Origin of the sequence: Marinicella litoralis (genome assembly GCF_002591915.1) — a bacterium.
Lineage (GTDB): Bacteria > Pseudomonadota > Gammaproteobacteria > Xanthomonadales > Marinicellaceae > Marinicella > Marinicella litoralis.
In genome coordinates this window covers 739,002-761,013 of record NZ_NIHB01000002.1, presented here as the reverse complement: position 1 = coordinate 761,013, position 22,012 = coordinate 739,002, and the positions used below count along the sequence as shown (strand labels likewise).

The window sequence follows — 22,012 nt, the reverse complement described above, 5'->3', positions numbered from 1 at the left end:
TTACAGCTGTTTCTTAAAGCAATATATTGTATAAGTTATTGATTCTATTGCTTTTTTCCTATTTGATGCTTGACTTAGCAGGGTTTTAATCATAAAGTGCATAATTGTGGAGTTAAGTAGTATTTTTGTGGGATAAAGTAGTGTTTTACGGTGAAATAGCATTAAATTTAGACGTTAAAGGCCGGTTGGCGATACCTTCTATGTATCGCGAACCGATTAGTGACGCCTGCGATAATCGCCTGGTACTTACCTACAACGCCTATGAAAACGACTCTTTGTGGTTGTATCCACAGCATGAATGGGAAAAAGTACGTGATTCTGTGATGTCCCTGAGTACCTTTGATCCAATGCACCGAGCTTTACAAAGGCGGTTGGTTGGTAGTGCCTTTCATGTGGTTCCTGATAAAGGTTCAAGGATTTTGTTGCCAATTACTCAGCGTCAGGTGGCATCCATGGAAAAACGGGTCGTGATGTTGGGCTTAGGCAACAAGTTTGAAATTTGGAATGAAGACGCTTTACACAAAACCAGGCATCAAGTGCCTGCCATGAATGGTGAAGTTTCTGATTCCATGAAGACATTGGTGTTGTGATGAATCAATCATTGCATCAATCCGTTCTACTTGGTCAGGCAGTAGAAGCCCTTGCTGTGAAATCTGATGGACGATACTTAGACGCCACTTTTGGTCGCGGCGGACACAGCCAGATGATATTGTCAGTACTGTCTGAAAATGGCCGGTTGGATGTGGTTGATTGTGACCCTGAAGCCATTGCTGTGGCTGAGACTTTGGCTGCTGCCGATGCTCGTGTGACTTTACATCCGGGATCTTTTGAGCAAGTTTTAACGACTTTACTGGCGAACAACAATGAATTTGACGGCATCTTGTTTGATTTTGGTGTTTCGTCACCACAAATCGACCAAGCAGAAAGGGGTTTTAGTTTCCAGCAGGATGGGCCTTTGGATATGCGCATGGATAATCAGTCGGGCATGACAGCTGCGGAGTGGTTGAATGCTGCATCGGCAGATGAAATGAAGCGTGTGTTTTGGCGTTATGGCGAAGAAAAAAATGCAGGAAGGATTGCCAGAGAAATTGTAGCCAGCAGAGAAGAAGCACAATTGAAGACAACCTTTGATTTGGTTGAAGTGGTCAAAAAGGTCAATCGACCCAGTTATAAAGACAAGAAAAACCCAGCAACCCGAGTCTTTCAAGCCATCCGAATTTTTATCAATGATGAGTTGGGTCAGGTGGAAAGGGTTTTGCCCCTCAGTGTTGACTTGCTGAAATCGGGTGGTCGATTGGTGGTCATCAGTTTCCATTCATTAGAGGATCGCTTGGCAAAAAGGTTTATGAGAAAGCAATCGTTGCCAGAAAAGGTTGACCGGCGCATGCCAGTGATTCCTGAGAATGCCAAACAACCTGATTTGAAAATTTTAGGCAAGCCCATTAAGGCAGTGGATCATGATGAAAACATCCGAGCCAGAAGCGCAATCATGAGGGTGGCTGAAAAAATATGAATATTCAGAGCGGAATGACGGCTGTACTGATATTGGTGCTGATTTGGTTGTTGGTTGGTTATGTCTATTATCAAAATGAAACCAGAAAACTATTTGCTGCCACGCAAAAAATTGAAAAACAAAAACTGGACATCAATGCTGAGTGGGCCAGGTTACAAATTGAAAAGTCGACTTTGGTGGCAAACAATCGAATTGAAAAAGTGGCACGGGAACAATTGAGCATGAAAATGCCAGATGAAGAACAGATTTTGGTCATAACAAGATGAAAAAATCACAAAACAAACAAGTCAATATAAGTTTAAGGATAGCCATTGTGATGGCTTTTTTGCTTTGTTGTTTTGTGGTTGTTGTGGTTCGCGCTTTTTCCATCCAGGTAAGGGGTGCCGAGTTTTATCAGTCCCAAGGTGAGAAAAGACATGTCAGAGAAGTTGAAATACCGGTTTCAAGAGGTTCAATCTATGACCGCAATGGGGAACCTTTGGCATTAAGCACGGCTATGGTCTCTGTTGGTATAGTGCCAGGGAAATTATTGGATCAATTCAGTAAAGTTGAGCAATTGGCTGAAGTGTTGGACTTGAATGCCGATGAACTGAAGCAGATCATTACATCAAGAAAAGACCGACAGTTTTTATACATCAAGAGACGAATTACTCCCATGTTGGCAGATTCGGTGAAGGCCTTGAACATGAATGGCGTGGTGTTCAGAACGGAATTCAAGCGATTTTATCCAGCCGGTGAAATCTTAGCCAATGTCGTCGGGTTCACCGATGTTGAAGATGTCGGCCAAGAAGGATTGGAACGAACTTATGACAATTGGTTAACCGGAACATCTGGTAAAAAGACGGTGGTAAAAGACCTGTTAGGTCAAGTGGTTGCTGACATTGATGTCGATGAACTTGAACCAGCAAAACCGGGCAAGGATTTGCACCTCAGTATAGACAGAAGGTTACAGTATGCGGCTTATCTGGAATTAAAAAAAGCGGTGTACAAGCACCGAGCCACTTCAGGTTCTGCGGTGGTATTGGATGTCAAAACAGGAGAAATATTGGCGATGGTCAATCAACCTTCGTTCAACCCCAATGGCACCAAGGAAAATAACGAAGGCTTGCGCAACCGATCAGTCACTGACATCTATGAGCCAGGTTCAGTGATGAAGCCATTTGCGGTTGTTGCAGCTTTGGAAAGTGCTGAATATACGCCGCAATCGGTCGTGGATACTTCGCCTGGTGAGTATGAGGTTGATGGTTTTGTGATTCATGATTTCCGGGATTATGGCGAACTGAGTTTGGTCGATATATTGGTCAAGTCCAGCAACATTGGTGTGGCTAAGTTGGTTTTAGGTTTAGGTAAAGAACACCTGTGGGACGTTTATCATCGTTTTGGTTATGGTCAATCTTCAGGCAGTGGTTTTATGGGTGAGTCGGCTGGATATTTGCCACATCATGAGCGCTGGAGAACCGCCGATCATGCGGCGCTGTCACGAGGCTACAATTTATCAGTCACCACTTTACAATTGGCAACGGCCTATTCGGTTTTTGCCAACCAAGGACGCTACCGTGCACCAACCTTTATTAAAGGCAACATCAATGAAGACAAGGCCATTATTGATCCGATGATTGCCAGACAATTAACTGATATGTTGTCGCATGTAGTTAATGACAATGAAGGTCACAAAGCATTCATTCCAAATTACAGCGTGGCGGGTAAAACAGGAACGGCCAGGATTGCAGAAAATGGTGGGTATTCAGATAAATACATGTCGTCATTTGTTGGTTTTTCTCCCGTATCCTCTCCAAGGCTTGTGGTGGCAGTCAGTATCAACAACCCTCAAGGCGAAGCTTATTATGGTGGTTTGGTTGCAGCTCCCGTATTCACCGAAATCATGAAAACGGGATTGCGTTTGTTGAACGTACCCGCTGACCAAGTTAATCGAACGTTGATTGCAGCCACAGATACTGAGGAGGTGGTTGATGGTCAATAAAGTGACACTTCAACAATTACTCAAGTGGCTCGCTGTCGATTATAAAGATGATTCCATTGTTGTTGCTGATTTGAAGTTGGACAATCGAGCTGTTCAAGCAGGCGATGTGTTCATTGCCTTATCTGGGTTCAATGTTCATGGCATGGATTATGCATACCAGGCTGAAAGAGCCGGGGCAGTGGCGGTGATTGCAGAACCCGTTAAAGTTGCAAGGGCGGCCTCTGTGGGTCGTCAAAAACCCTTGAAAATTCCAGTGATTGAAGTGGCAAACCTCAGTGATCAACTGGGGCAGTTGGCCAGTTGTTTTTATGGCAAACCGAGTGATCACTTAAAAGTCACAGCGGTTACTGGTACCAATGGAAAAACATCGACGGCATGGTTGATGATGCATGCATTGGAACAATTGGGTGTAAAGACTGGATACATTGGAACATTGGGTGTCGGTGATGTTGATTCAATGCGAACTTTACAAAATACCACGCCCTCGGCAATTGAAATACAAAAGAATTTGGCGCAAATGCTGGCACAAGGCTTCGCTCATGTTTGTATTGAAGTTTCATCCCACGCTTTGGATCAAAATAGGTTTGTTGGTACCAAAGTTGAAAATGCTTTGTATACCAATTTAAGCCGGGATCATTTGGATTACCACAAGACCATGAAGTCTTATGCGGCCACTAAATTGAAATTATTCACTGAATTTTCAGCGAAGAACATGGTGTTAAACCTGGATGATTCATACGCTCGAGATTGGGCTAAGGGTGCATTGTGTGATCAGCATGTTTTGACCTATGGCATCCATAACAAGGCTGCGGACTTTTTGGCCAGTCAGATCAAACTTTTACCTGAAGGCATTGCTTTTAAATTACACCATGCAACTCAGAGCTTGGCATTCCAAACCAGTTTATTGGGGCAGTTCAATGTTGAAAACACCATGGCGGTTTTGGCGGCTTTGCATGCCATGGGCTATTCACTGGAAGCATTGCAGCCGGTGGTACAAAATTTAAATCCAGTCCCAGGCAGAATGAATCGAATTGACATCAATTCAAATGGATCAATTGTGGTTGTAGATTATGCCCACACGCCCGATGCACTTGAACAAGTATTAAAGGCATTGAAGGCACACGTGAAAAATGATTTATGGTGTGTTTTTGGTTGCGGCGGGAATCGAGACAAGGGCAAGCGACCGATGATGGGAGCGATTGCAGAAACTTATGCAGACCATGTCATTTTAACTGATGACAATCCACGGTTCGAATCATCAGGCCAGATTTTGGCTGATATTGAATTTGGTATGCAAACCAAACCCCATGTCATCAGTGACCGAAAACAAGCCATCACTTATGTGATTGACAAGAGCCAGCGTGGTGACATCATTTTGTTGGCTGGAAAAGGCCATGAGTCAACACAAGAAGTGAACGGTGAGTTGTTACATTTTAATGACATGGCTGTGATTAAAGACATCATGCAGGTGGGCTTATGATTCAGATGAACTTACATCAAGTCGCGGCCATCGTTGGCGGCAGCCTTGTGGGGAAAGAAGCCCGGATACAAGGGGTGGAAATTGATTCAAGGGCAGATTGCCAGGGTAAATTATTTGTAGCACTCAAAGGAGCCCGAGTAGATGGTCACGCATTTTGTCAACAGGCAGCCAACCAAGGAGCCGCAGCTGTGCTGGTGTCATCGGCAGTTGAAGTCGATGTGCCGCAGATTATTTGTGAGGACAGTTTGCAAGCTTTACAAGCTTTGGCATCCGCTTGGGTGAAACAAACAGGCGTCAAGGTCATTGGAATCACTGGATCGAATGGCAAAACAACAGTGAAAAATATGTTGTATTCGGTGTTAAGCCAAAACAACCAGTGTATGGCAACCCAAGGCAATCTCAACAATGAAATAGGTGTGCCGTTGACCTTGTTGTCGATCAGCAGGTCAGATGATTTTGCAGTGATAGAAATGGGTGCTGCACAACTTGGTGACATTGAATTTCTGACTGAAATGGCGCAGCCACAGATGGCCGTAATCACCAATGTCAGTCAAGCGCATGTGGGTCGGTTTGGCAGCCAAGACAATGTGGCCAAAGGAAAGGGTGAAATATACCAAGCCCTCAGCGCACAAGCTTTGGCCGTTATCAACCAAGACAGTCCATATGCAGTGCAGTGGAAACAAGGGTTGCAATCGCCATTTATTACATTTGGTGAGTCAGTAGAATCTGACTATCGTTTGTTTGAAAACAAAGAGGGTTATGCGATCAAAACCCAAACTGGCGATGTTTTTTCTGTGAAACTGCCGGTTTTGGGTCATCATAATTACCTCAATGCATGTGCCGTGACGGCCATGGCCATGTCTTTGGGTGTGAAGGCAGAAGAAGTCACTCAAGGTTTGATGCAATTCACCCCAGAATCAGGGCGACTGAATTTAATGAAACTGTCAGATCACTTACAAGTGATTGACGACAGTTATAACGCCAATCCTGCATCCGTCAATGCAGCCATTGATGTGTTGAAAAACCAAGCTAAACCAACCACTCTGATTGTCGGTGACATGGCTGAATTGGGACATGAATCAGTCCAAATGCATGCCAATGTTGGCAATTATGCCATCAGCAATGGGGTGGATGAAATATGGGCAGTTGGAGAATTTGCTGCTGCAGTTTGTCAGGGCCATGAAGCGCAATGTAAAGTTTTTGATCAAGTAGAAACCTTGGTGGCACATTTGCAAAATAAAAAATTTGAGCATGGAACCATATTGGTTAAAGGGTCCAGAAGTATGAAGATGGAACGTGTGGTTAACGCAATTGTAGGTGGAGATAAACAGTGATTTATTGGTTGGCACAACATTTCAGTGATCAGTATTCAAGCTTGAACTTGTTTGGGTACTTAACATTCAGAGCCATCATGGCTGCATTGACTGCATTGCTTTTGTCATTGTTTTTAGGCCCTTGGTTCATAAAAACATTGCAAATTAAACAGATTGGTCAACAAGTCAGGAGCTTGGGCCCAGAATCCCACTTGTCAAAGCAAGGTACGCCAACCATGGGTGGTGCCATGATATTGGCCATCATCATCATGACCACTTTATTGTGGGGTGACTTATCTAATCAATACATTTGGCTCAGTTTGTTTGTGTTGTTTGGCTTTGGGCTCATCGGTTGGGTTGATGACTACAAAAAAATTCATTTAAAAAGTTCCGCTGGTTTGGCCGCCCGTTGGAAATACAGTTTTCAGTCTATTGTGGCCATCATCGCCGTGCTGTACTTGTATCAGTATGGACATGAAAGCATCACCACGCAATTGGTGATACCAGCCATCAGTGATTACAACTGGGAATTGGGGCTTTTGGCTATACCATTGGGCTATTTTGTGATTGTTGGGTCAAGCAATGCGGTCAATTTAACCGATGGTTTAGATGGTTTGGCTATCATGCCTACGGTTTTGGTTGGCACTGCTTTAGGCATTTTTGCCTATGTATCTGGCAATGCGGTTATTTCAGATTACTTGTTATTGCCATTCATACCTGGTACCGGTGAAATGACTATTTTCTGTGCAGCCATAGCCGGTTCAGGGTTAGGGTTTCTTTGGTTCAATACCTACCCAGCGCAAGTATTTATGGGAGATGTGGGCGCATTGGCCTTGGGCGCCGCTTTGGGTTTGGTGGCATTTGTCACCAGGCAAGAATTCGTCTTCTTTATCATGGGCGGTGTATTTGTGATGGAGACTGTTTCAGTCATCTTACAAGTGGCTTCATTTAAGTTAACAGGTAAACGCATATTTAGAATGGCACCAATCCACCATCACTTTGAATTGAAAGGGTGGGCTGAACCCAAGGTCATCGTTCGTTTTTGGATTATTTCTATCATTTTGGTCTTGATCGGCTTAGCAACATTAAAAATCAGATAATACAGTGACACAAAAGAATCAAAAAATAGTTAAAGTCAATTGGTACACGGTAGGCGTGGACGGGTGGCTGGCTGTGGCATTTATTTCTTTGTTGTCAATTGGCGCAGTCATGGTTGCATCGTCTTCCATAGCCGTGGCTGAAAATACCATTCATGATTCTTTGTATTACTTCAAACGGCATTTGTTGTTCATTGGTTTGGGCGGTGGTTGTGCCTTGATCATGATGAATATATCTTCTGATTGGATGAATCGATTGTCTCGTCCTGCTTTGATATTGGGTGTTTTGTCATTGGTCATGGTGTTGATTCCTGGGATTGGTGTTGAAGTCAATGGTGCAAAAAGATGGATAAATCTAGGCGTTTCAAGATTCCAAGTGGTTGAAGCGGTGAAATTGGCATTGATCATGTCATTGGCTGCTTATGTGGTTAAACACAAAAAAAGCATCCAACATTCGATGTTAGGTGTGTTGAAACCATTGGTTATGGTGGTGGTGATAGCCGGATTGTTGTTGGTCCAACCTGATTTTGGTTCTGCTGCCTTGTTGATGATCATCACTTTGATCATGATTTACATTGCAGGAGCCAGGTACCGAGATTTATCGGTTATCAGTTTATTGGCAGGTTCTGCCATGGCCGTCATTGCTTGGGCTGAACCTTATCGAGTTAAAAGGCTGGTGAATTTTGTTGACCCATGGCAAGACCCATACAATGCAGGTTTTCAATTAATCCAAGCATTGATTGCGATTGGTAGGGGCGAAATTTCGGGTGTCGGCATTGGTTCTAGCGTACAGAAATTATTTTACTTGCCTGAAGCACATACTGATTTTATTTTCGCTGTGTATGCAGAAGAGATGGGATTCATTGGTGTTTTGGCCATGATCGCCTTATTCGTTTTGATGATTTATCGAATTTTCAAAATAGCGAGGAATGCCTTTGACAATGGCAATGAGTTTGCTGGTTTTATGTGTACTGGAATAGCTGTTTGGATGGCGTTACAGGCATTTTTAAGTATGGGTGTTAATTTGGGATTGTTACCAACCAAAGGATTGACCTTACCGTTTATCTCTTCAGGTGGTAGTGCCATTATGATGAACATCATTGCCTTGGCCGTGGTTTTCAGAATCTCATTTGAAAACCGCAAGCTCAATTACCGCGTCTCGAAAAAGGAGTCGAAAGTATGAATTTTGCAATCATGGCTGGTGGCACAGGTGGACATATTTTTCCTGGAATTGCAGTGGCCAAAGCGCTACAGAAAAAAGGTCACAGTCTATTTTGGTTGGGTGCCAAAGGTGGCATGGAAGAACGCATTGTTAAACAACATGGGATCGCTTTGACATTGTTGCCAATCAAGCCATTGCGAGGTAAAGGTATCATTGGCATGTTGACCATGCCATTCAGGTTGCTCAAGGGCATTTATCAAGCGAAGAAGTTCTTTGTTAAGCACAACATTGACGCTGCCATCAGCATGGGAGGATATGTGGCGGCCCCAGGTGGTTTTGCTACCAAGCTATGTCGAACAAAGCTGATAGTCCATGAACAAAACAGTGTTTTCGGTATGACCAATAGAAGCCTGGCCAAAAAGGCCGAATTGGTGATGACTGGATTTGATTTGAATGGCCAGTATTCATCTCGCTGGGTTGGTAATCCTGTGCGTGACAGTATTGAGAAAATCATTAAAAATTATGAACGGGTTAAACCCATCAATGTATTGATTTTGGGCGGCTCTCTTGGAGCACAGACCTTAAACACCAGAATGCCCTCTATGCTGGCCAATTGGGTTAAATCCGGAGACATCAAAATTAAGCACCAATGTGGCCGAGATAAATTTCGCATGACCGAAACCGCTTATGGTGAGATGGCTCAGGATATTGACTTACAAGAATTTATACAAAATATGGCAGCAGTTTATCAATGGGCGGATGTTTGTGTTTGTCGGGCAGGTGCTTTGACAGTGGCCGAAGTTTCTACCGTTGGAATTCCCACCATTTTCGTGCCATATCCTCATGCGGTTGATGACCATCAAACACACAATGCCATGAGTTTGGTCAATAAAAAGGCCGCCTTGATTTGGCAGGAAAATGAATCTGACGAATCATTCTTGAATAAGTTTGAATCTATATTGGATTTAGGCAAGAGAAATGAAATGCAATTGGCATTGGCTAAAATCAAAAAAACGCATGTGGCTGATGCCATAGCCTTTTACTGTGAAGAGGCAGTCAAATGAGCTATTTGAACCCTGAACATAAATTTGCCAGTCGCATGAAACGCATCCATTTAATTGGCGTGGGTGGGTCTGGTGTGTCTGGGATTGCCGAAGTGTTGCATAACTTGGATTTTGCTGTCAGTGGCTCTGACATGAATCAAAGTAAAGTGACAGACCGTTTGCTACAAATGGGCATTAAAGTTTATATCGGTCATGATGCCGCACAGGTTGAGATGGCAGATGTGGTGGTGTACTCATCTGCGATCAAAGACAATAATTGTGAACTTAAAGCGGCCAGGGCTGCACAAATACCTGTGTTAACTCGTGCAGAAATGTTGGCTGAGTTGATGCGGTTCAAAATTGGTATTGCAGTGGCAGGTACCCATGGTAAAACCACCACCACCAGCTTAATTGCCAGTGTTTTGGCCGAAGCCGGTTTGGATCCAACATTCGTCATTGGCGGGCTGCTGAATGCAGCAGGGACCAATGCGGGATTAGGTACCAGTGAATACTTGGTGGCTGAGGCTGATGAGTCTGATGGTTCGTTCCAGTTGCTCCAACCTGTTATGGCAGTGGTCACCAATATAGACGAAGACCATATGGAGACGTTTGACAATGACATTGATCAGTTGAAACAGTCATTTGCTACATTTTTACATCGAGTGCCGTTTTATGGTGTAACCGTGTTGTGTGTGGACGACGATCATGTCTACAACTTGTCACAAAAGATTTCACGTCACCAAATTACTTATGGCTTGTCTGAGCGGGCTCAAATCAGGGCAATAAACCTCACCCAAATCCGTCAAGACATGTGGTTTGACGTGGTGATCAATGATCAGTTGGTGATGAAAAAAGTAAAATTAAACCTACCTGGTAAGCACAATGTTTTGAATGCATTGGCAGCCATTGCCATAGGTTTGGAGCTGGATGTTGATTTAGCTGCCATGCAGCAGGCATTGGGCCATTTTGATGGTGTGGGTAGGCGTTTCAATATATACACAGATCAAAAATTGAATGGTAAATCATTCACCTTGATCGATGACTATGCCCATCACCCAACTGAATTGGCTGCGGCTATCAGTGCCTGCCGGTCTGGTTGGACCGATTCCAGATTGGTCGTGGTGTTTCAGCCACACAGGTACAGCAGAACCAGAGACCTGTTCGATGATTTTGCGGAAGTATTGAGTCAAGTTGATTTGCTGCTGATGAGTGAAGTGTACCCTGCAGGTGAGGAGATCATTTCGGGAGCAACATCAAATGACTTGTGTCGAAGCGTAAGAAACAGAGGAAAACTGGATCCAGTGTATGTCAATGACATCAACGCCGTTCCAGAATCCTTGGGGCATGTGCTTGAGAATGGCGATGTGGTCTTGATGTTGGGCGCAGGAAATATCGGCACTTTAATCCAGAATATGACACAAGGAGGTCAGCATGAGTGATTTAAAAGTGGTCGTATTGATGGGTGGCTTCAGTGCTGAAAAGGAGGTCTCTTTAAACAGTGGAAAAGCAGTCAGTCAAGCCCTTGAAAATTTAGGACATCATGTGACCCAAGTGAATGACATTGATGCACTGAAAAGCATGTCTAAAGCTAATATTGATGTGGTTTTTAACGTGCTGCATGGTGCCGATGGTGAGGACGGACAACTGGCAGCTTGGTTAAATAAAGAAGGGTATGCGTCGACTTCATGTAACTATGTAGGTGCCAGTGTCAGTTGGCACAAAGACTTGGCAAAAACATTGGTTGAAGGTGCAGGATTAATGACGCCTAAGAGCCAATTGTTGAAAAAGGCCAATGATTTAAGGACGGACAATGAAAGTGCATGGATTATCAAACCAGCCTGCGAAGGTTCCAGTGTGGGTTTATTCAAAGCAGACAATCAAGCTGACTTAATGGATGCTGTGAATAAAAGCTTGGAAGTCTCAGATGAAGTCTTGGTTGAGACTTTTATAGAAGGAACTGAATGTACGGTAGGCATCGTCAATGGACAGGTGTTACCCGTTGTTAGCATACAGCCGGCCAGTGAGTTGTATGATTACCAAGCCAAATACAACAGCCAAACCACAAAATACCAGTGTCCAGCCAACATTCCAATGTCATGGCAAAAGGCCTTACAGCAAGATGCTTTAAAGGCTTATGAAGTGATGCATTTAAGTGGCTGGTGTCGAATTGATTTCATCGTTGATGTTGATGGAAACAGGTGGTTTTTAGAAGCCAATACCACACCAGGAATGACCACCAGCAGTTTGTTACCTAAGGCCGCAAAAGTACATGGTTGGACGTTTGATCAATTGGTGAGTGAAATATTGCAAGGCAGTGAGGTGACTGATGTCTAAATCAATGCAATTAACCGTTATATTCAGTTTGCTGGTGTTGTTACTGGTGGTGGCGATGATGAGTGGATTGATTCAATCAGACCGATGGCGCATCACACAATTAGAAGTGGCCGCTGACTATGACCGAATTACTTCAGAGCAATTAAGATTAATGGTTGCGAAAACTCCTGAAAGGTCCTTTTTTAGACTGGATGCCGAACAAGTTAAGCAGAACATTGAGTCCATGCCATGGGTTAAATACGCCCACGTGGTTAAACAATGGCCAGATACATTAAAGATAACCATCAAAGAACACCAAGCCACGGCTATCTGGAACGGTAAGGATTTATTGAATCAAACTGGTGAGGTCTTCCAGGTCGATGCGGTCGATCATTTGAAAGCGTTGCCAAGAATTTTCGGATTGACCGAAGATTCAAAAGTCACCTTGGAAGATTTCAATCGCTTCAATCAATTGTTGCAACCAGTAGGTTATGAAATCAGTGAAGCGCATGTAGATGGACGTGGCGATTGGCGATTGATTTTGCGAAATGGCTTAGAGGTTTTGCTGGGTACGGAAAAACATGAAGCCAGGATATTGCGCTTGGCTGAAACATGGGATCAATTGTTATTGGCTTCAGAACGTCTACCAGCGAGGGTGGATTTAAGGTACAGCAACGGCTATGTGGTTCGTTGGCGCGAAGAAAATGGATTGACAGATAAGAAAGTGTCATTCAACCAGGGTGAAATGGGATAAAAATGGCGAAAAGAAACGAAACAAAATTACAAGTTGGTCTGGATATTGGTACATCCAAAGTAGTGGCCATCGTTGGTGAGCACCATGCTGATGGCTCAATTGAGGTGGTAGGCATTGGCTCATCACCATCAAGAGGCTTGAAAAGAGGTGTGGTGGTTGACATCGAATCAACCGTGCAATCAATCAAAAGGGCCATTGAAGAAGCAGAATTGATGGCCGGTTGTGAAATCCAATCGGTTTATGTGGGTATAGCGGGAAGTCACATTCGCAGTATCAACTCAGATGGCATTGTGGCAATCAAAGACAAGGAAGTGACTAAAAACGACGTAGAAAAAGTATTGGATGCTGCCAAGGCCGTGCCCATTCCAAATGATCAAAAGGTTCTGCATGTGTTGCCGCAAGAATATGTGATTGATGGACAAGATGGTATCAGGCACCCGATTGGCATGTCTGGAGTGAGGTTGGAAGCCAGGGTTCATTTAATTACAGGGTCTGAAAGTGCGGCACAGAACATTGCCAAATGTGTGGCCCGTTGCGGCTTATCGATTGATCAAATGATCGTAGAGCAACTGGCATCATCTACAGCTGTATTGACAGATGATGAAAAAGAATTGGGTGTTTGTATGGTGGACATTGGTGCTGGAACAACTGACATCGCCGTATTTACCCAAGGAGCCATTAGACATGTGTCGGCCATACCAATTGCGGGTGACCAAGTCACCAATGACATTGCCGTCTCTATGCGAACGCCAACCCAACATGCTGAAGACATTAAATTGAAATATGCATGTGCTTTGCGACAATTGGCATCCCCTGAAGAAACCATTTCAGTGCCCAGTGTCGGTGATCGTCAGCCCAGAAGGTTGGCCAGACAAACCTTGGCTGAAGTGGTTGAACCTAGGTATGAAGAATTATTTAGTTTAGTGCAAGCTGATTTACAACGCAGTGGATACATCGATTTGATAGCTGCAGGTATTGTATTAACAGGTGGTGCTGCGCGAATGGAGGGTGCTGTTGAATTGGCAGAAGAGGTATTTCACGTACCTGTTCGCCTCGGCGTCCCCGTCGATGTGGCGGGTTTAAAAGAAGTGGTTAATAACCCCGTTCATGCCACTGGTGTGGGGTTATTACAGTATGGCGGTAACACAGATTTTGTTACTGACAGTGTATTGGAGTCAGAAGGTTGGTTCCAAAAGTTTAAAAAGTGGTTTTTAGGTGATTACTGAGGAATTCCGAAGTGTTGCTGAAAAAATAATAATTAACCGGAGGTATATATAATGTTTGAATTAATGGAAACTGAAGATACAGGAGCTGTCATCAAGGTAATTGGTGTCGGTGGTGGCGGTGGTAACACCGTACAACAAATGGTAGATGCTGATATTGATGGTGTTGAATTTATTTGCGCCAATACAGACATGCAAGCATTGGAGAAAACCAACTGCAGAAATGTGGTGCGCATTGGTCAAAATGTCACCAAAGGATTGGGAGCAGGAGCCAATCCTGAAGTGGGACGACAAGCAGCACTTGAAGACACTGAAAGGTTGAAAGAATGCTTGGCCAATACTGATATGGTCTTTATCACAGCAGGTATGGGCGGTGGTACCGGAACCGGTGCAGCGCCGGTGATTGCTCAAATCGCCAAAGAAATGGGTATTTTAACGGTCGCCGTAGTGACCAAGCCATTTCCTTTTGAAGGCAAGCGTCGTATGGATGTGGCCAACAAAGGTATTCAAGATTTGGAGCAACATGTTGATTCTTTAATCACCATCCCAAATGCCAAATTACTGACACATTTTGGGCGTGATGTGACATTACTGAATGCTTTTAAAGCTGCCAATGATGTACTACAGGGTGCCGTTCAAGGCATTGCTGAATTAATCACCTGTCCCGGTTTGGTCAATGTTGATTTCGCTGATGTGAAGACTGTGATGTCAGAAATGGGTATGGCCATGATGGGTTCAGGTTCTGGTAAAGGCGATGACCGTGCAGCTCAGGCGACTGAATTGGCAATGAATTCTCCTTTGTTGGAAGATATAGACATGCATGGTGCCAATGGTGTTTTGGTTAACATCACGGCTGGTATGGATATGACCATTGGTGAGTATGAGGAAATCGGTGATTTAATCAAGGAATATGCCTCAGATGAAGCCACTGTAGTGGTTGGTACTTCGATTGATATGGACATGAAAGATGAAGTCAGGGTGACTGTGGTTGCGACAGGGCTGAATAAAACAGCAGCCAAACAAAAACAGTTCAAGTCAGTTGAGATCGTACGTAATGCGACCAATAATCGGATTGAACAGCCGATCCGTGCCACGCGTGATGATGTGATCGACAACGAACCCACGCAAGCAACTGGTCATGCTGTGGTTGACCACTTAAGGGATAACAAGCCAGCTGTAGAAAGTGATGATTACTTAGACATTCCAACCTTTCTTAGAAATCAGTTGGATTAAGGGTTTACCTCCCAAGGCGTCTATTATTCAACCCATTAGATTGCCTTAAAACTTTGATACGGTCGGCTACTCCTCCGGTGGCCGGCTGTATTGAACTTTTGTAAATGTATTTTGGACGGCTGAATACAGGTGTAAAAGTTATATACTTGTTATTTCTGTAGCAAAAATGTCACAACCGTTGTAAAAATACCACAAAACCCATGTTTGTAGCGCAGTTCATGTGATACAATTCACAAAAAATTGAGATCAGTAACAGTATCATTCGCCTATGATTGCACAAAGAACATTAAAAAATACAGTCAGAGCCACTGGTGTAGGAATACATTCTGGACAAAAAGTTTTTATCACATTAAAACCAGCACCGGTTAACACAGGGATTGTTTTTCGACGTGTTGATTATAAAAGACCTTTCTCTATCAAAGCCAATGCCCTTAATGTCGGTGAGACCAGTATGTCCACTACTTTAATTAAGAATGGTATTAAAGTGGGCACGGTAGAACATTTGATGGCGGCCTTCGCTGGCATGAACATTGATAATTGCTATGTTGACTTAAGTGCATCAGAAGTTCCTGTGATGGACGGTTCAGCCGGACCATTTGTGTTTTTAATTCAGTCTGCAGGCGTGGAAGAACAAAATGCCGCCCGTAAATTCATTAAGATCAAAAAAGAAATTAAAATCGAAGTAGATGATAAGTCGGCTTCATTGCAACCTTATTCCGGCAGTAAGTACTCATTTGATATAGAGTTTGATCATCCTGCCTTTGAAGACCATTGTAATCATGCCGACATTGACCTCAATACTCAGTCATTTGTAAAAGAAATTTCTCGTGCACGGACTTTCGGTTTCATGCGCGACATTGAAATGCTGCGCAACAACAATTTAGGTTTGGGTGGTAGCATGGACAATGCGATTGTTTTAGATGATTACCGGGTGTTAAATAATGATGGATTACGTTATGAAGCAGAATTTGTCAGGCATAAACTGTTAGATGCCATTGGTGACATTTATCAATTGGGTCATCCAATCATTGGCGCTTATCATGGCTACAAATCGGGTCATTACTTAAACAATGAATTGGCACGTGCCTTATTGGCTGATGAATCGGCTTATGAGATTGTGAGTTTTACATCGAATCGAGACAAAGCCGAATCGATGTTACCTGCTGGCTTGTTGGCATAAATAATCCCCAGTCAGTAACATGGCTTTATAAAAGCCAAAGATTATTCTTCTAACTGTGAAGCCGCAAAGTCTACATCCATCGCTTGTAACGCATCCAAAGGTTTAACTTCAGCCGCTCTTTCGTAATAGGCCGTGGCATCATTCATGCCTTTATCACCTTTCAATAACAACACAGCATTGCCTGCTTCAATTAAATTAATCGCATTGGGAACCAATACCAGTGCTTGGTCAATGTGTTGATAGGCTATTTTGGGTTTTGCGCCATAAGTCAGTCCACCCAATGTGGCGCCAACTTTATCTATGATTTCAGCATGGTACATGGCCATTGCTAGGTGGGCTTCGGCATGGTTGGGCTGTGAGTGCAAAACATCAGTCAATAAATTTTTAACTTTTCCTCCCAATCCTTTGGCCAGCGCTTTGGTGATGGAAATTGATTGAGAGTATCTCCCCATGGCTAAGGCGGTAGGAAACTGACATGTAGCCGATTTGTCACAATCGGCTTCACCCAGTAGGTAAGCTTGTTCCAATAAATCAACACATTCGTCATCATCTTCACAAATGTAATCGGTATATGCCACCACTGACCTGATCACCACAGCTGTACCATCTGCGCCTAATTTGAGTCCTGCTTTGGCTGCCTTGGCAAATTGACCGTTGTGAAACAATAACCAAGCATTCAATAAATCATTCTCAGGCAGTGGCGCCAAGTCTGCCGCATGTAATTCAGCCCAAATAGATTCAAGTTCGTCAGCTGTCATGGATAAAGTGAAGGTTGAATCGGTGTCTTGCCAGTTGGATATTTTCATGATTTTAGATTTATTTTAAATTAATTATTGGTTTAGTGTGTTTACTCTACATCCTATGATTACTATACGCATATCAACAATAAAACACAACTTAATGAGGTGTCACATGAATACAAAACAAATGAAAGAATCAGCAAAAAACGTGGTATTGGCCGGCCTAGGTGTCGTATCAATCGCACAAAAAGAAGCCACTAAAGTTTATGGCAATGTTTCTAAAGAAGCCAATAAATTTTACGGTACATTATTGAAAGAAGGTAAGTCTGTAGAGAAAAAATCTAAAAAATCTGTAGATAAACTGACTAACAAAGCTGAAGGTAAATTCAACAACATCAAAAACATGGCGACCAAGCAATTCAATAAAATTGAAAATGTTTTTGAAACTAAAGTTGAAACTGCATTGAATAAATTAGATATACCAACAGTTGAAGATTTAAAAGGTTTGAGCACACGTGTTGAAACTTTGATCAAAGAAATCAAAAAGATTGATACCAAAAAAGCCGCTTAATTTAAGCACTTTATTCAATCACGAGTTTGTACCTCGTCCCCCAGCAGTAACCAAGGATGGTTGCTGTTTTTTTTTGCTTGTAAGAAAAGTTACTTGATTAAGTTAACGACTGGTTTAATCAGTTACAGTTTTCGTTTTGCCACCACAATGCCATTGTTGTCACAATAGATCCAATCACCAGGATGGATGGTTTGTCCGGCGAATGTAATGGGTACATTCAAGTCACCCAGGCCTCTTTTCTCAGTTTTAACTGGAATGGTGTTCAAGGCTTTTACGCCTAAATCCAGTGCAGCAATTTCATCACAATCCCTGATGCAGCCATATATAACGAAACCAGACCAACCCATTTTGACTGCGTTTTCTGCAATCATGTCGCCCAACAATGCGCGCCTCATAGAACCACCACCATCTACCACCAAGACACGGCCTTTACCCGGAGTCGCGGCTTGTTGTTTGACCAAAGAATTGTCTTCATGACATTTTACAGTGACCACTTGACCAAAAAAGTTTGATCTCCCGCCATAAGAGTTGAAAACAGGTGTCAGGACTTTAAGTTGATCTGCATGGATGTCGCATAAATCAGGTGTGGACGTTTTTTCCAAGGGTTGTCTCCAGATTAATTCATGGTATTAAATCAGTTTTATAGGATACATTCAATCCTACTGTAGCGAAGGCTGGCCCTATGCATGTCCGAGTCAATCAAATAAGTCATGCCATATATGTGTTTTCAAAGCTTGAAATACGGCGAAAGTACTATATATTAGCGTTAATCAGTTACAATAGAGCCACGATGTCATTACAACTTACACAACAAGCCGCAGATCGCATCTTGCATTTCATGTCTTTGGATCAAAATGCAGTGGGATTTCGCGTGGCCGTTAAGAAGATGGGCTGTTCAGGCTGGGGGTATGATGTGGCCTTGGCTCATGAAATCACCGACAGTGAAATCACTTTGGAAGACAAAGGGGTAAAGCTTATCGTTCCTAAAGACGCCATTGATAAAGTTGAGGGCACTGTGATTGATTATGAAAAACAAGGCATCAACCAAATATTTGTCTATAAAAACCCCAATGCAACGGGTTCTTGTGGCTGTGGTGAGAGCTTTACCACCAACTAACCACAATGGTTTATTTCTTGGCTGACTCTGGGTCTGCCGACATTGCTGATGATAATGGCTTTACCTGATTCAGCACCTCGTTGGTCACAAAAGCGGATGGTTAAATTGGTCCCAGGTGAAAAGCCCATCTGATCAAATCTGATTAATTTCCTGTATCTTGATGCCACAGCATGAAGCCCTGTTTTCATTTTGTGTTCAACTAACAGCAGTTGATCGTTGTTGTCATATTTTCTGTTGCGGTCAAGATCAACAAAAACCAGCCAACCTTTATGCCATTGACTTTCACCATCACAATCTAAGAATGTTTCTGTTGAGCATAAAATAATGTGTTGCGACAGGGTGATGCTTTGATTCCGTGCATAGTTGATATTGGCAACCAACCTATTGAGCTCTTGTGTCATGACACTGTTTTGTTTAAAAGTTCGGTAATTGGGTACGGCGTAAATCGATAAAATTGAAATAAGACACAAACCCATTATCATTTCAAACAAGGTAAATCCTTTTAGCTGTGCTGGCAATCTCATCATGTGCTCCAATTTAAAAGATTCCATTGTCTTGTCCATGGCTGATTGAAACATTGGCAGTTTTCTTAAATTGCTGTCAATCTTTTCTGATAGCCATATGAATTTATCTCTGAGAAAATCGACCACATCAACTTGAATCGACAGATGCAGCAACCTATAATCAACTTTTATTTAATTAGGAACATGTAATGGCAAGAGGAATCAATAAAGTCATTTTAGTTGGCAATATGGGCAATGACCCCGAAGTCAGATACACACCAGCTGGTGCTGCTGTCACCACGATATCACTTGCCACCACTGAAAGTTGGAAGGACAAGGAAGGCAATAAACAAGAAAAGACTGAGTGGCACAGGGTGGTATTCTTTGGTCGCCTGGCGGAAATATCGGGTGAGTATTTGAAAAAAGGCAGCCAGGTTTACATCGAAGGCAAATTGCGCACCAATAAATGGCAAGACAAAGACGGCAATGACCGTTACACCACAGAAATTTTGGCCAATGAAATGCAAATGTTGGGTGGCAGAACGGGCGGTGACTCTGGTCAAGGTGGATTCGGTGGAGGTGGACAATCCATGCCATCAGCACCAAGAGCTAACAACAACAATCAACAAAACAACAATCCAGCCCCTAACTTTGATGATTTTGATGATGAAATCCCGTTCTAATTGGTGTTTTTCGACATAATAAAGTGCAAAAAAACCTCACGCTGTGAGGTTTTTTGCTTTCTGATGTCATAAAAATATTATCAATGTCGTATTTAGAGCCAATCAATAGGGAGTTTTTTATGAGTTACTTTAAGTTTATATTTTTTGTAGCCGGCTTGGTGGTTGGCCCAAGTGCTTTAGCGGCCACCTATTATGTGGGTGTTGGTGCCCAATGTAATGCCCCAAACCATCATGAATCATTGTCTGAGGCCCTTTTGGCGGCTGCAATCAATGGCACTGAAAATGATGAAATCAGATTGACCAATACGGTTTCCTATTTAGGAGAAGGTGATGGTACCAATACCTTATCCAATTGGCATTCAAGCAGTTTAGGTGAGTTGATCATTGCTGGTGGCTATGCCAACTGTGGTGATTCGGTTAATGCGGCCAATGCCGTACTGGGTGACGGCTCCAGTGCTGTGTTTGAAGTAAACAGTGGCTCTATGGTTACCTTGAGAAATTTACAGTTGTTTAACAGTCAGTCCAGAGGGTTGATCGTTGATGAAAATTCCACCGTAAATCTAGAAGCTGTAGATGTTTCTTCTAACGTAGCCGGAATCAGGGTTTTAGGCGGTTCCAATGTAACCATTGATGCAGGCAGTATTGTGCAAAATAATGGCGATTTAAATAACATTCCAAAAGGCGGTGGTATTTGGTGTTTTGGGGTCAATTCACAAGTCATCATTGCGGGTGCTTTGGAACAAAATCAGGCGGTTTCGGGTGGCAATATGTACATTGAAGATGGCTGTTTTGTTTTACTTGAAGGTGGCAGTCGTATCAAGGGTAGCCGGGGGTTATTTGAATACAGTGCCGATGACGGTGGTGGCATCATGGTACATGATGGCGGCGAACTGGTAGCTGATGGTGGTGCCAATCGTGTTCAGATCACTGATCACTGGGCATTCAATGGATCGGGAATCTATGTGCATGGTACTGGCAGAGCGACTTTATTTAACACTTATATTGCACGCAACATGGCGGATGTCAGTGGTGCAGGATTGTTTGCCATTGATGGTGGAAACAGTGCAACTCAGGTATACATGGACCGTGTTGCCAGCTGCCCTTTTTTAATCAGTTGTTCTGAGTTTGAGCAAAATGAGTTTGATGGAAATTTAATTGAAATCAATAATTCAAAGGTCAATATCAATCGCACCTTGTTTGACAGTAATTCTTATCGATTTGGTTCATTGGATATTAATTCCTTGGTTGAAGTTAGACCTGGTTCAACGCTGCAGTTGAGCGGCAGTAACTTTATTAAAAATGAAACTTATTATTTAATACAAAATTATGGTACTTCGGAAATCACGCATGTGACCGCAGCAGGTAACTTCTTAGAAGAATCTGGTGGTGGTACCAATGATTCGATTGTTTGGTTCAGTACTATGGGTAGTTTGCGCTTTGAGAATTCTATTTTTCAAGACACCCAAGGAGGCGAAAATGCCCCTACCACCACCCCCGACATTTCTGGCAAATGTAATTTAATTGATGATTCAACGGACTGGCCTATGGGTTCATACACCATTGGAACAGCTGTGTTTAATAATGTGGCCGGTGGGGACGCCAGACAGCAGTCAAGCTCACCAGGGGTGGACATGTGCCTACAAGACACCTTTGCCTGGAGTGTTGATGTTGATATTGAATTCCAGGATTCACCGGTCAATGAAAACACCAACCCACAAGGTAATCCAGGTGAGCCAGGTGGCTTATATGATGCTGGATTTGATGAAGTATACGACAACATTGGCAATGATGAATTCCTGTTAACAGTACAGCGTGAAGGCTCCGGTGATGGTTTTGTCATCAGTGATCCCCTGGGGATTTCTTGTGGCACTGATTGTACTGAGGTATTTTTCAATGGCACATTGGTTACACTGACAGCAACACCATTTACAGGCTCAGATTTTATTGGCTGGCGAGGCTGTCCTTTGGTTAATAACAACGAATGTTTTATCAGTGTGACTGAAAGCACCACCGTGTACGCTGAATTCCAACCTGATGATTTGATCTTCAGTGATGGTTTTGATTAAGCCCAATAAGATGTGAGCAAATCACAAACTTGAGTCGCTG

The 22,012-nt window shown here is 43.1% G+C and carries 22 protein-coding genes; 19 read left to right on the top strand and 3 right to left on the bottom strand.

The window, feature by feature from the left end:
• Positions 1-125 precede the first annotated feature (125 nt).
• The 15 genes from mraZ (at position 126) to lpxC (ending at position 16,292) form a co-directional block, all read left to right on the top strand.
• Positions 126-590 carry a division/cell wall cluster transcriptional repressor MraZ gene (gene mraZ, locus CCS90_RS09815; protein ID WP_211337006.1) on the top strand — a complete coding sequence of 155 codons (465 nt, stop codon included), beginning with the start codon at positions 126-128 and terminating at the stop codon, positions 588-590.
• Positions 590-1,513: a 16S rRNA (cytosine(1402)-N(4))-methyltransferase RsmH gene (gene rsmH / locus CCS90_RS09810; protein WP_099019353.1), complete on the top strand. Its 924-nt coding sequence runs from the start codon at positions 590-592 to the stop codon at positions 1,511-1,513. The genes mraZ and rsmH overlap by 1 nt, the downstream gene beginning before the upstream one ends.
• On the top strand, positions 1,510-1,779 hold the full coding sequence (ftsL, locus tag CCS90_RS09805; RefSeq protein WP_099019352.1) for a cell division protein FtsL: 270 nt from the start codon (positions 1,510-1,512) through the stop codon (positions 1,777-1,779). The genes rsmH and ftsL overlap by 4 nt, the downstream gene beginning before the upstream one ends.
• Positions 1,776-3,494, top strand: coding sequence for a peptidoglycan D,D-transpeptidase FtsI family protein (locus CCS90_RS09800; protein WP_099019351.1), 1,719 nt, complete (start codon positions 1,776-1,778; stop codon positions 3,492-3,494). Before ftsL ends, CCS90_RS09800 begins: the two co-directional genes overlap by 4 nt.
• Positions 3,484-4,974 carry a UDP-N-acetylmuramoyl-L-alanyl-D-glutamate--2,6-diaminopimelate ligase gene (locus CCS90_RS09795; protein ID WP_099019350.1) on the top strand — a complete coding sequence of 497 codons (1,491 nt, stop codon included), beginning with the start codon at positions 3,484-3,486 and terminating at the stop codon, positions 4,972-4,974. The genes CCS90_RS09800 and CCS90_RS09795 overlap by 11 nt, the downstream gene beginning before the upstream one ends.
• Positions 4,971-6,308, top strand: a complete 1,338-nt coding sequence (locus tag CCS90_RS09790) for a UDP-N-acetylmuramoyl-tripeptide--D-alanyl-D-alanine ligase (protein WP_099019349.1) — start codon at positions 4,971-4,973, stop codon at positions 6,306-6,308. The genes CCS90_RS09795 and CCS90_RS09790 overlap by 4 nt, the downstream gene beginning before the upstream one ends.
• Positions 6,305-7,387, top strand: a complete 1,083-nt coding sequence (gene mraY, locus CCS90_RS09785; protein WP_099019348.1) for a phospho-N-acetylmuramoyl-pentapeptide-transferase — start codon at positions 6,305-6,307, stop codon at positions 7,385-7,387. Before CCS90_RS09790 ends, mraY begins: the two co-directional genes overlap by 4 nt.
• Before the next feature lie 4 nt (positions 7,388-7,391).
• On the top strand, positions 7,392-8,567 hold the full coding sequence (gene ftsW, locus CCS90_RS09780) for a putative lipid II flippase FtsW (protein ID WP_099019347.1): 1,176 nt from the start codon (positions 7,392-7,394) through the stop codon (positions 8,565-8,567).
• Positions 8,564-9,610 carry an undecaprenyldiphospho-muramoylpentapeptide beta-N-acetylglucosaminyltransferase gene (murG, locus tag CCS90_RS09775; protein ID WP_099019346.1) on the top strand — a complete coding sequence of 349 codons (1,047 nt, stop codon included), beginning with the start codon at positions 8,564-8,566 and terminating at the stop codon, positions 9,608-9,610. Before ftsW ends, murG begins: the two co-directional genes overlap by 4 nt.
• On the top strand, positions 9,607-11,028 hold the full coding sequence (gene murC / locus CCS90_RS09770) for a UDP-N-acetylmuramate--L-alanine ligase (protein ID WP_099019345.1): 1,422 nt from the start codon (positions 9,607-9,609) through the stop codon (positions 11,026-11,028). The genes murG and murC overlap by 4 nt, the downstream gene beginning before the upstream one ends.
• Positions 11,021-11,923 (top strand): D-alanine--D-alanine ligase family protein, encoded by a 903-nt coding sequence (locus CCS90_RS09765; RefSeq protein ID WP_099019344.1) that lies wholly within the window; start codon positions 11,021-11,023, stop codon positions 11,921-11,923. The genes murC and CCS90_RS09765 overlap by 8 nt, the downstream gene beginning before the upstream one ends.
• The gene (locus CCS90_RS09760) at positions 11,916-12,656 is read left to right on the top strand and encodes a cell division protein FtsQ/DivIB (protein ID WP_099019343.1); all 741 of its coding nucleotides are present in this window, start codon (positions 11,916-11,918) and stop codon (positions 12,654-12,656) included. The genes CCS90_RS09765 and CCS90_RS09760 overlap by 8 nt, the downstream gene beginning before the upstream one ends.
• 2 nt (positions 12,657-12,658) lie before the next feature.
• Positions 12,659-13,882, top strand: a complete 1,224-nt coding sequence (gene ftsA / locus CCS90_RS09755) for a cell division protein FtsA (protein WP_099019342.1) — start codon at positions 12,659-12,661, stop codon at positions 13,880-13,882.
• 51 nt (positions 13,883-13,933) lie between these two features.
• Entirely contained in the window at positions 13,934-15,112 is a 1,179-nt protein-coding gene (gene ftsZ, locus CCS90_RS09750; RefSeq protein WP_099019341.1) for a cell division protein FtsZ, read from the top strand.
• Positions 15,113-15,380: 268 nt separating this feature from the next.
• The gene (gene lpxC, locus CCS90_RS09745; protein WP_099019340.1) at positions 15,381-16,292 is read left to right on the top strand and encodes a UDP-3-O-acyl-N-acetylglucosamine deacetylase; all 912 of its coding nucleotides are present in this window, start codon (positions 15,381-15,383) and stop codon (positions 16,290-16,292) included.
• A 41-nt stretch (positions 16,293-16,333) separates the two neighbouring features.
• Here the strand turns inward: lpxC and CCS90_RS09740 are convergent, their stop codons facing one another.
• A complete protein-coding gene (locus tag CCS90_RS09740; protein WP_099019339.1) occupies positions 16,334-17,098 on the bottom strand; it encodes a hypothetical protein in 765 nt (254 codons plus the stop codon).
• Positions 17,099-17,204: 106 nt separating this feature from the next.
• Between CCS90_RS09740 and CCS90_RS09735 the strand changes: the two genes are divergently transcribed.
• Positions 17,205-17,603, top strand: a complete 399-nt coding sequence (locus CCS90_RS09735; protein WP_162846795.1) for a phasin family protein — start codon at positions 17,205-17,207, stop codon at positions 17,601-17,603.
• Between the two features lie 122 nt (positions 17,604-17,725).
• Here the strand turns inward: CCS90_RS09735 and rraA are convergent, their stop codons facing one another.
• Positions 17,726-18,205, bottom strand: a complete 480-nt coding sequence (rraA, locus tag CCS90_RS09730) for a ribonuclease E activity regulator RraA (protein ID WP_099019337.1) — start codon at positions 18,203-18,205, stop codon at positions 17,726-17,728.
• A 188-nt stretch (positions 18,206-18,393) separates the two neighbouring features.
• Here rraA and CCS90_RS09725 point away from each other — a divergent pair, with 188 nt between their 5' ends.
• Positions 18,394-18,720, top strand: a complete 327-nt coding sequence (locus CCS90_RS09725) for a HesB/IscA family protein (protein ID WP_162846794.1) — start codon at positions 18,394-18,396, stop codon at positions 18,718-18,720.
• Here CCS90_RS09725 and CCS90_RS09720 read toward each other — a convergent pair.
• A complete protein-coding gene (locus tag CCS90_RS09720; protein ID WP_162846793.1) occupies positions 18,717-19,244 on the bottom strand; it encodes a GspH/FimT family pseudopilin in 528 nt (175 codons plus the stop codon). The genes CCS90_RS09725 and CCS90_RS09720 overlap by 4 nt on opposite strands.
• 188 nt (positions 19,245-19,432) lie before the next feature.
• Here CCS90_RS09720 and ssb point away from each other — a divergent pair, with 188 nt between their 5' ends.
• Both ssb and CCS90_RS09710 read left to right on the top strand, forming a co-directional pair.
• Positions 19,433-19,906 (top strand): single-stranded DNA-binding protein, encoded by a 474-nt coding sequence (gene ssb, locus CCS90_RS09715; RefSeq protein WP_099019334.1) that lies wholly within the window; start codon positions 19,433-19,435, stop codon positions 19,904-19,906.
• A gap of 119 nt (positions 19,907-20,025) precedes the next feature.
• Complete coding sequence (locus tag CCS90_RS09710) at positions 20,026-21,972, top strand: InlB B-repeat-containing protein (protein ID WP_099019333.1); 1,947 nt, start codon at positions 20,026-20,028, stop codon at positions 21,970-21,972.
• Positions 21,973-22,012 lie beyond the last annotated feature (40 nt).

Coding starts and splice junctions, on each gene's coding strand:
- ftsZ (WP_099019341.1), top strand. CDS start 13,934: ATGTTTGAATTAATGGAAACTGAAGATACAGGAGCTGTCATCAAGGTA.
- CCS90_RS09720 (WP_162846793.1), bottom strand. CDS start 19,244: ATGAGATTGCCAGCACAGCTAAAAGGATTTACCTTGTTTGAAATGATA.
- CCS90_RS09765 (WP_099019344.1), top strand. CDS start 11,021: ATGAGTGATTTAAAAGTGGTCGTATTGATGGGTGGCTTCAGTGCTGAA.
- murG (WP_099019346.1), top strand. CDS start 8,564: ATGAATTTTGCAATCATGGCTGGTGGCACAGGTGGACATATTTTTCCT.
- murC (WP_099019345.1), top strand. CDS start 9,607: ATGAGCTATTTGAACCCTGAACATAAATTTGCCAGTCGCATGAAACGC.
- CCS90_RS09710 (WP_099019333.1), top strand. CDS start 20,026: ATGAGTTACTTTAAGTTTATATTTTTTGTAGCCGGCTTGGTGGTTGGC.
- rsmH (WP_099019353.1), top strand. CDS start 590: ATGAATCAATCATTGCATCAATCCGTTCTACTTGGTCAGGCAGTAGAA.
- ftsA (WP_099019342.1), top strand. CDS start 12,659: ATGGCGAAAAGAAACGAAACAAAATTACAAGTTGGTCTGGATATTGGT.
- CCS90_RS09740 (WP_099019339.1), bottom strand. CDS start 17,098: ATGAAAATATCCAACTGGCAAGACACCGATTCAACCTTCACTTTATCC.
- CCS90_RS09735 (WP_162846795.1), top strand. CDS start 17,205: ATGAATACAAAACAAATGAAAGAATCAGCAAAAAACGTGGTATTGGCC.
- ssb (WP_099019334.1), top strand. CDS start 19,433: ATGGCAAGAGGAATCAATAAAGTCATTTTAGTTGGCAATATGGGCAAT.
- lpxC (WP_099019340.1), top strand. CDS start 15,381: ATGATTGCACAAAGAACATTAAAAAATACAGTCAGAGCCACTGGTGTA.
- CCS90_RS09790 (WP_099019349.1), top strand. CDS start 4,971: ATGATTCAGATGAACTTACATCAAGTCGCGGCCATCGTTGGCGGCAGC.
- CCS90_RS09760 (WP_099019343.1), top strand. CDS start 11,916: ATGTCTAAATCAATGCAATTAACCGTTATATTCAGTTTGCTGGTGTTG.
- CCS90_RS09725 (WP_162846794.1), top strand. CDS start 18,394: ATGTCATTACAACTTACACAACAAGCCGCAGATCGCATCTTGCATTTC.
- CCS90_RS09800 (WP_099019351.1), top strand. CDS start 1,776: ATGAAAAAATCACAAAACAAACAAGTCAATATAAGTTTAAGGATAGCC.
- CCS90_RS09795 (WP_099019350.1), top strand. CDS start 3,484: ATGGTCAATAAAGTGACACTTCAACAATTACTCAAGTGGCTCGCTGTC.
- ftsL (WP_099019352.1), top strand. CDS start 1,510: ATGAATATTCAGAGCGGAATGACGGCTGTACTGATATTGGTGCTGATT.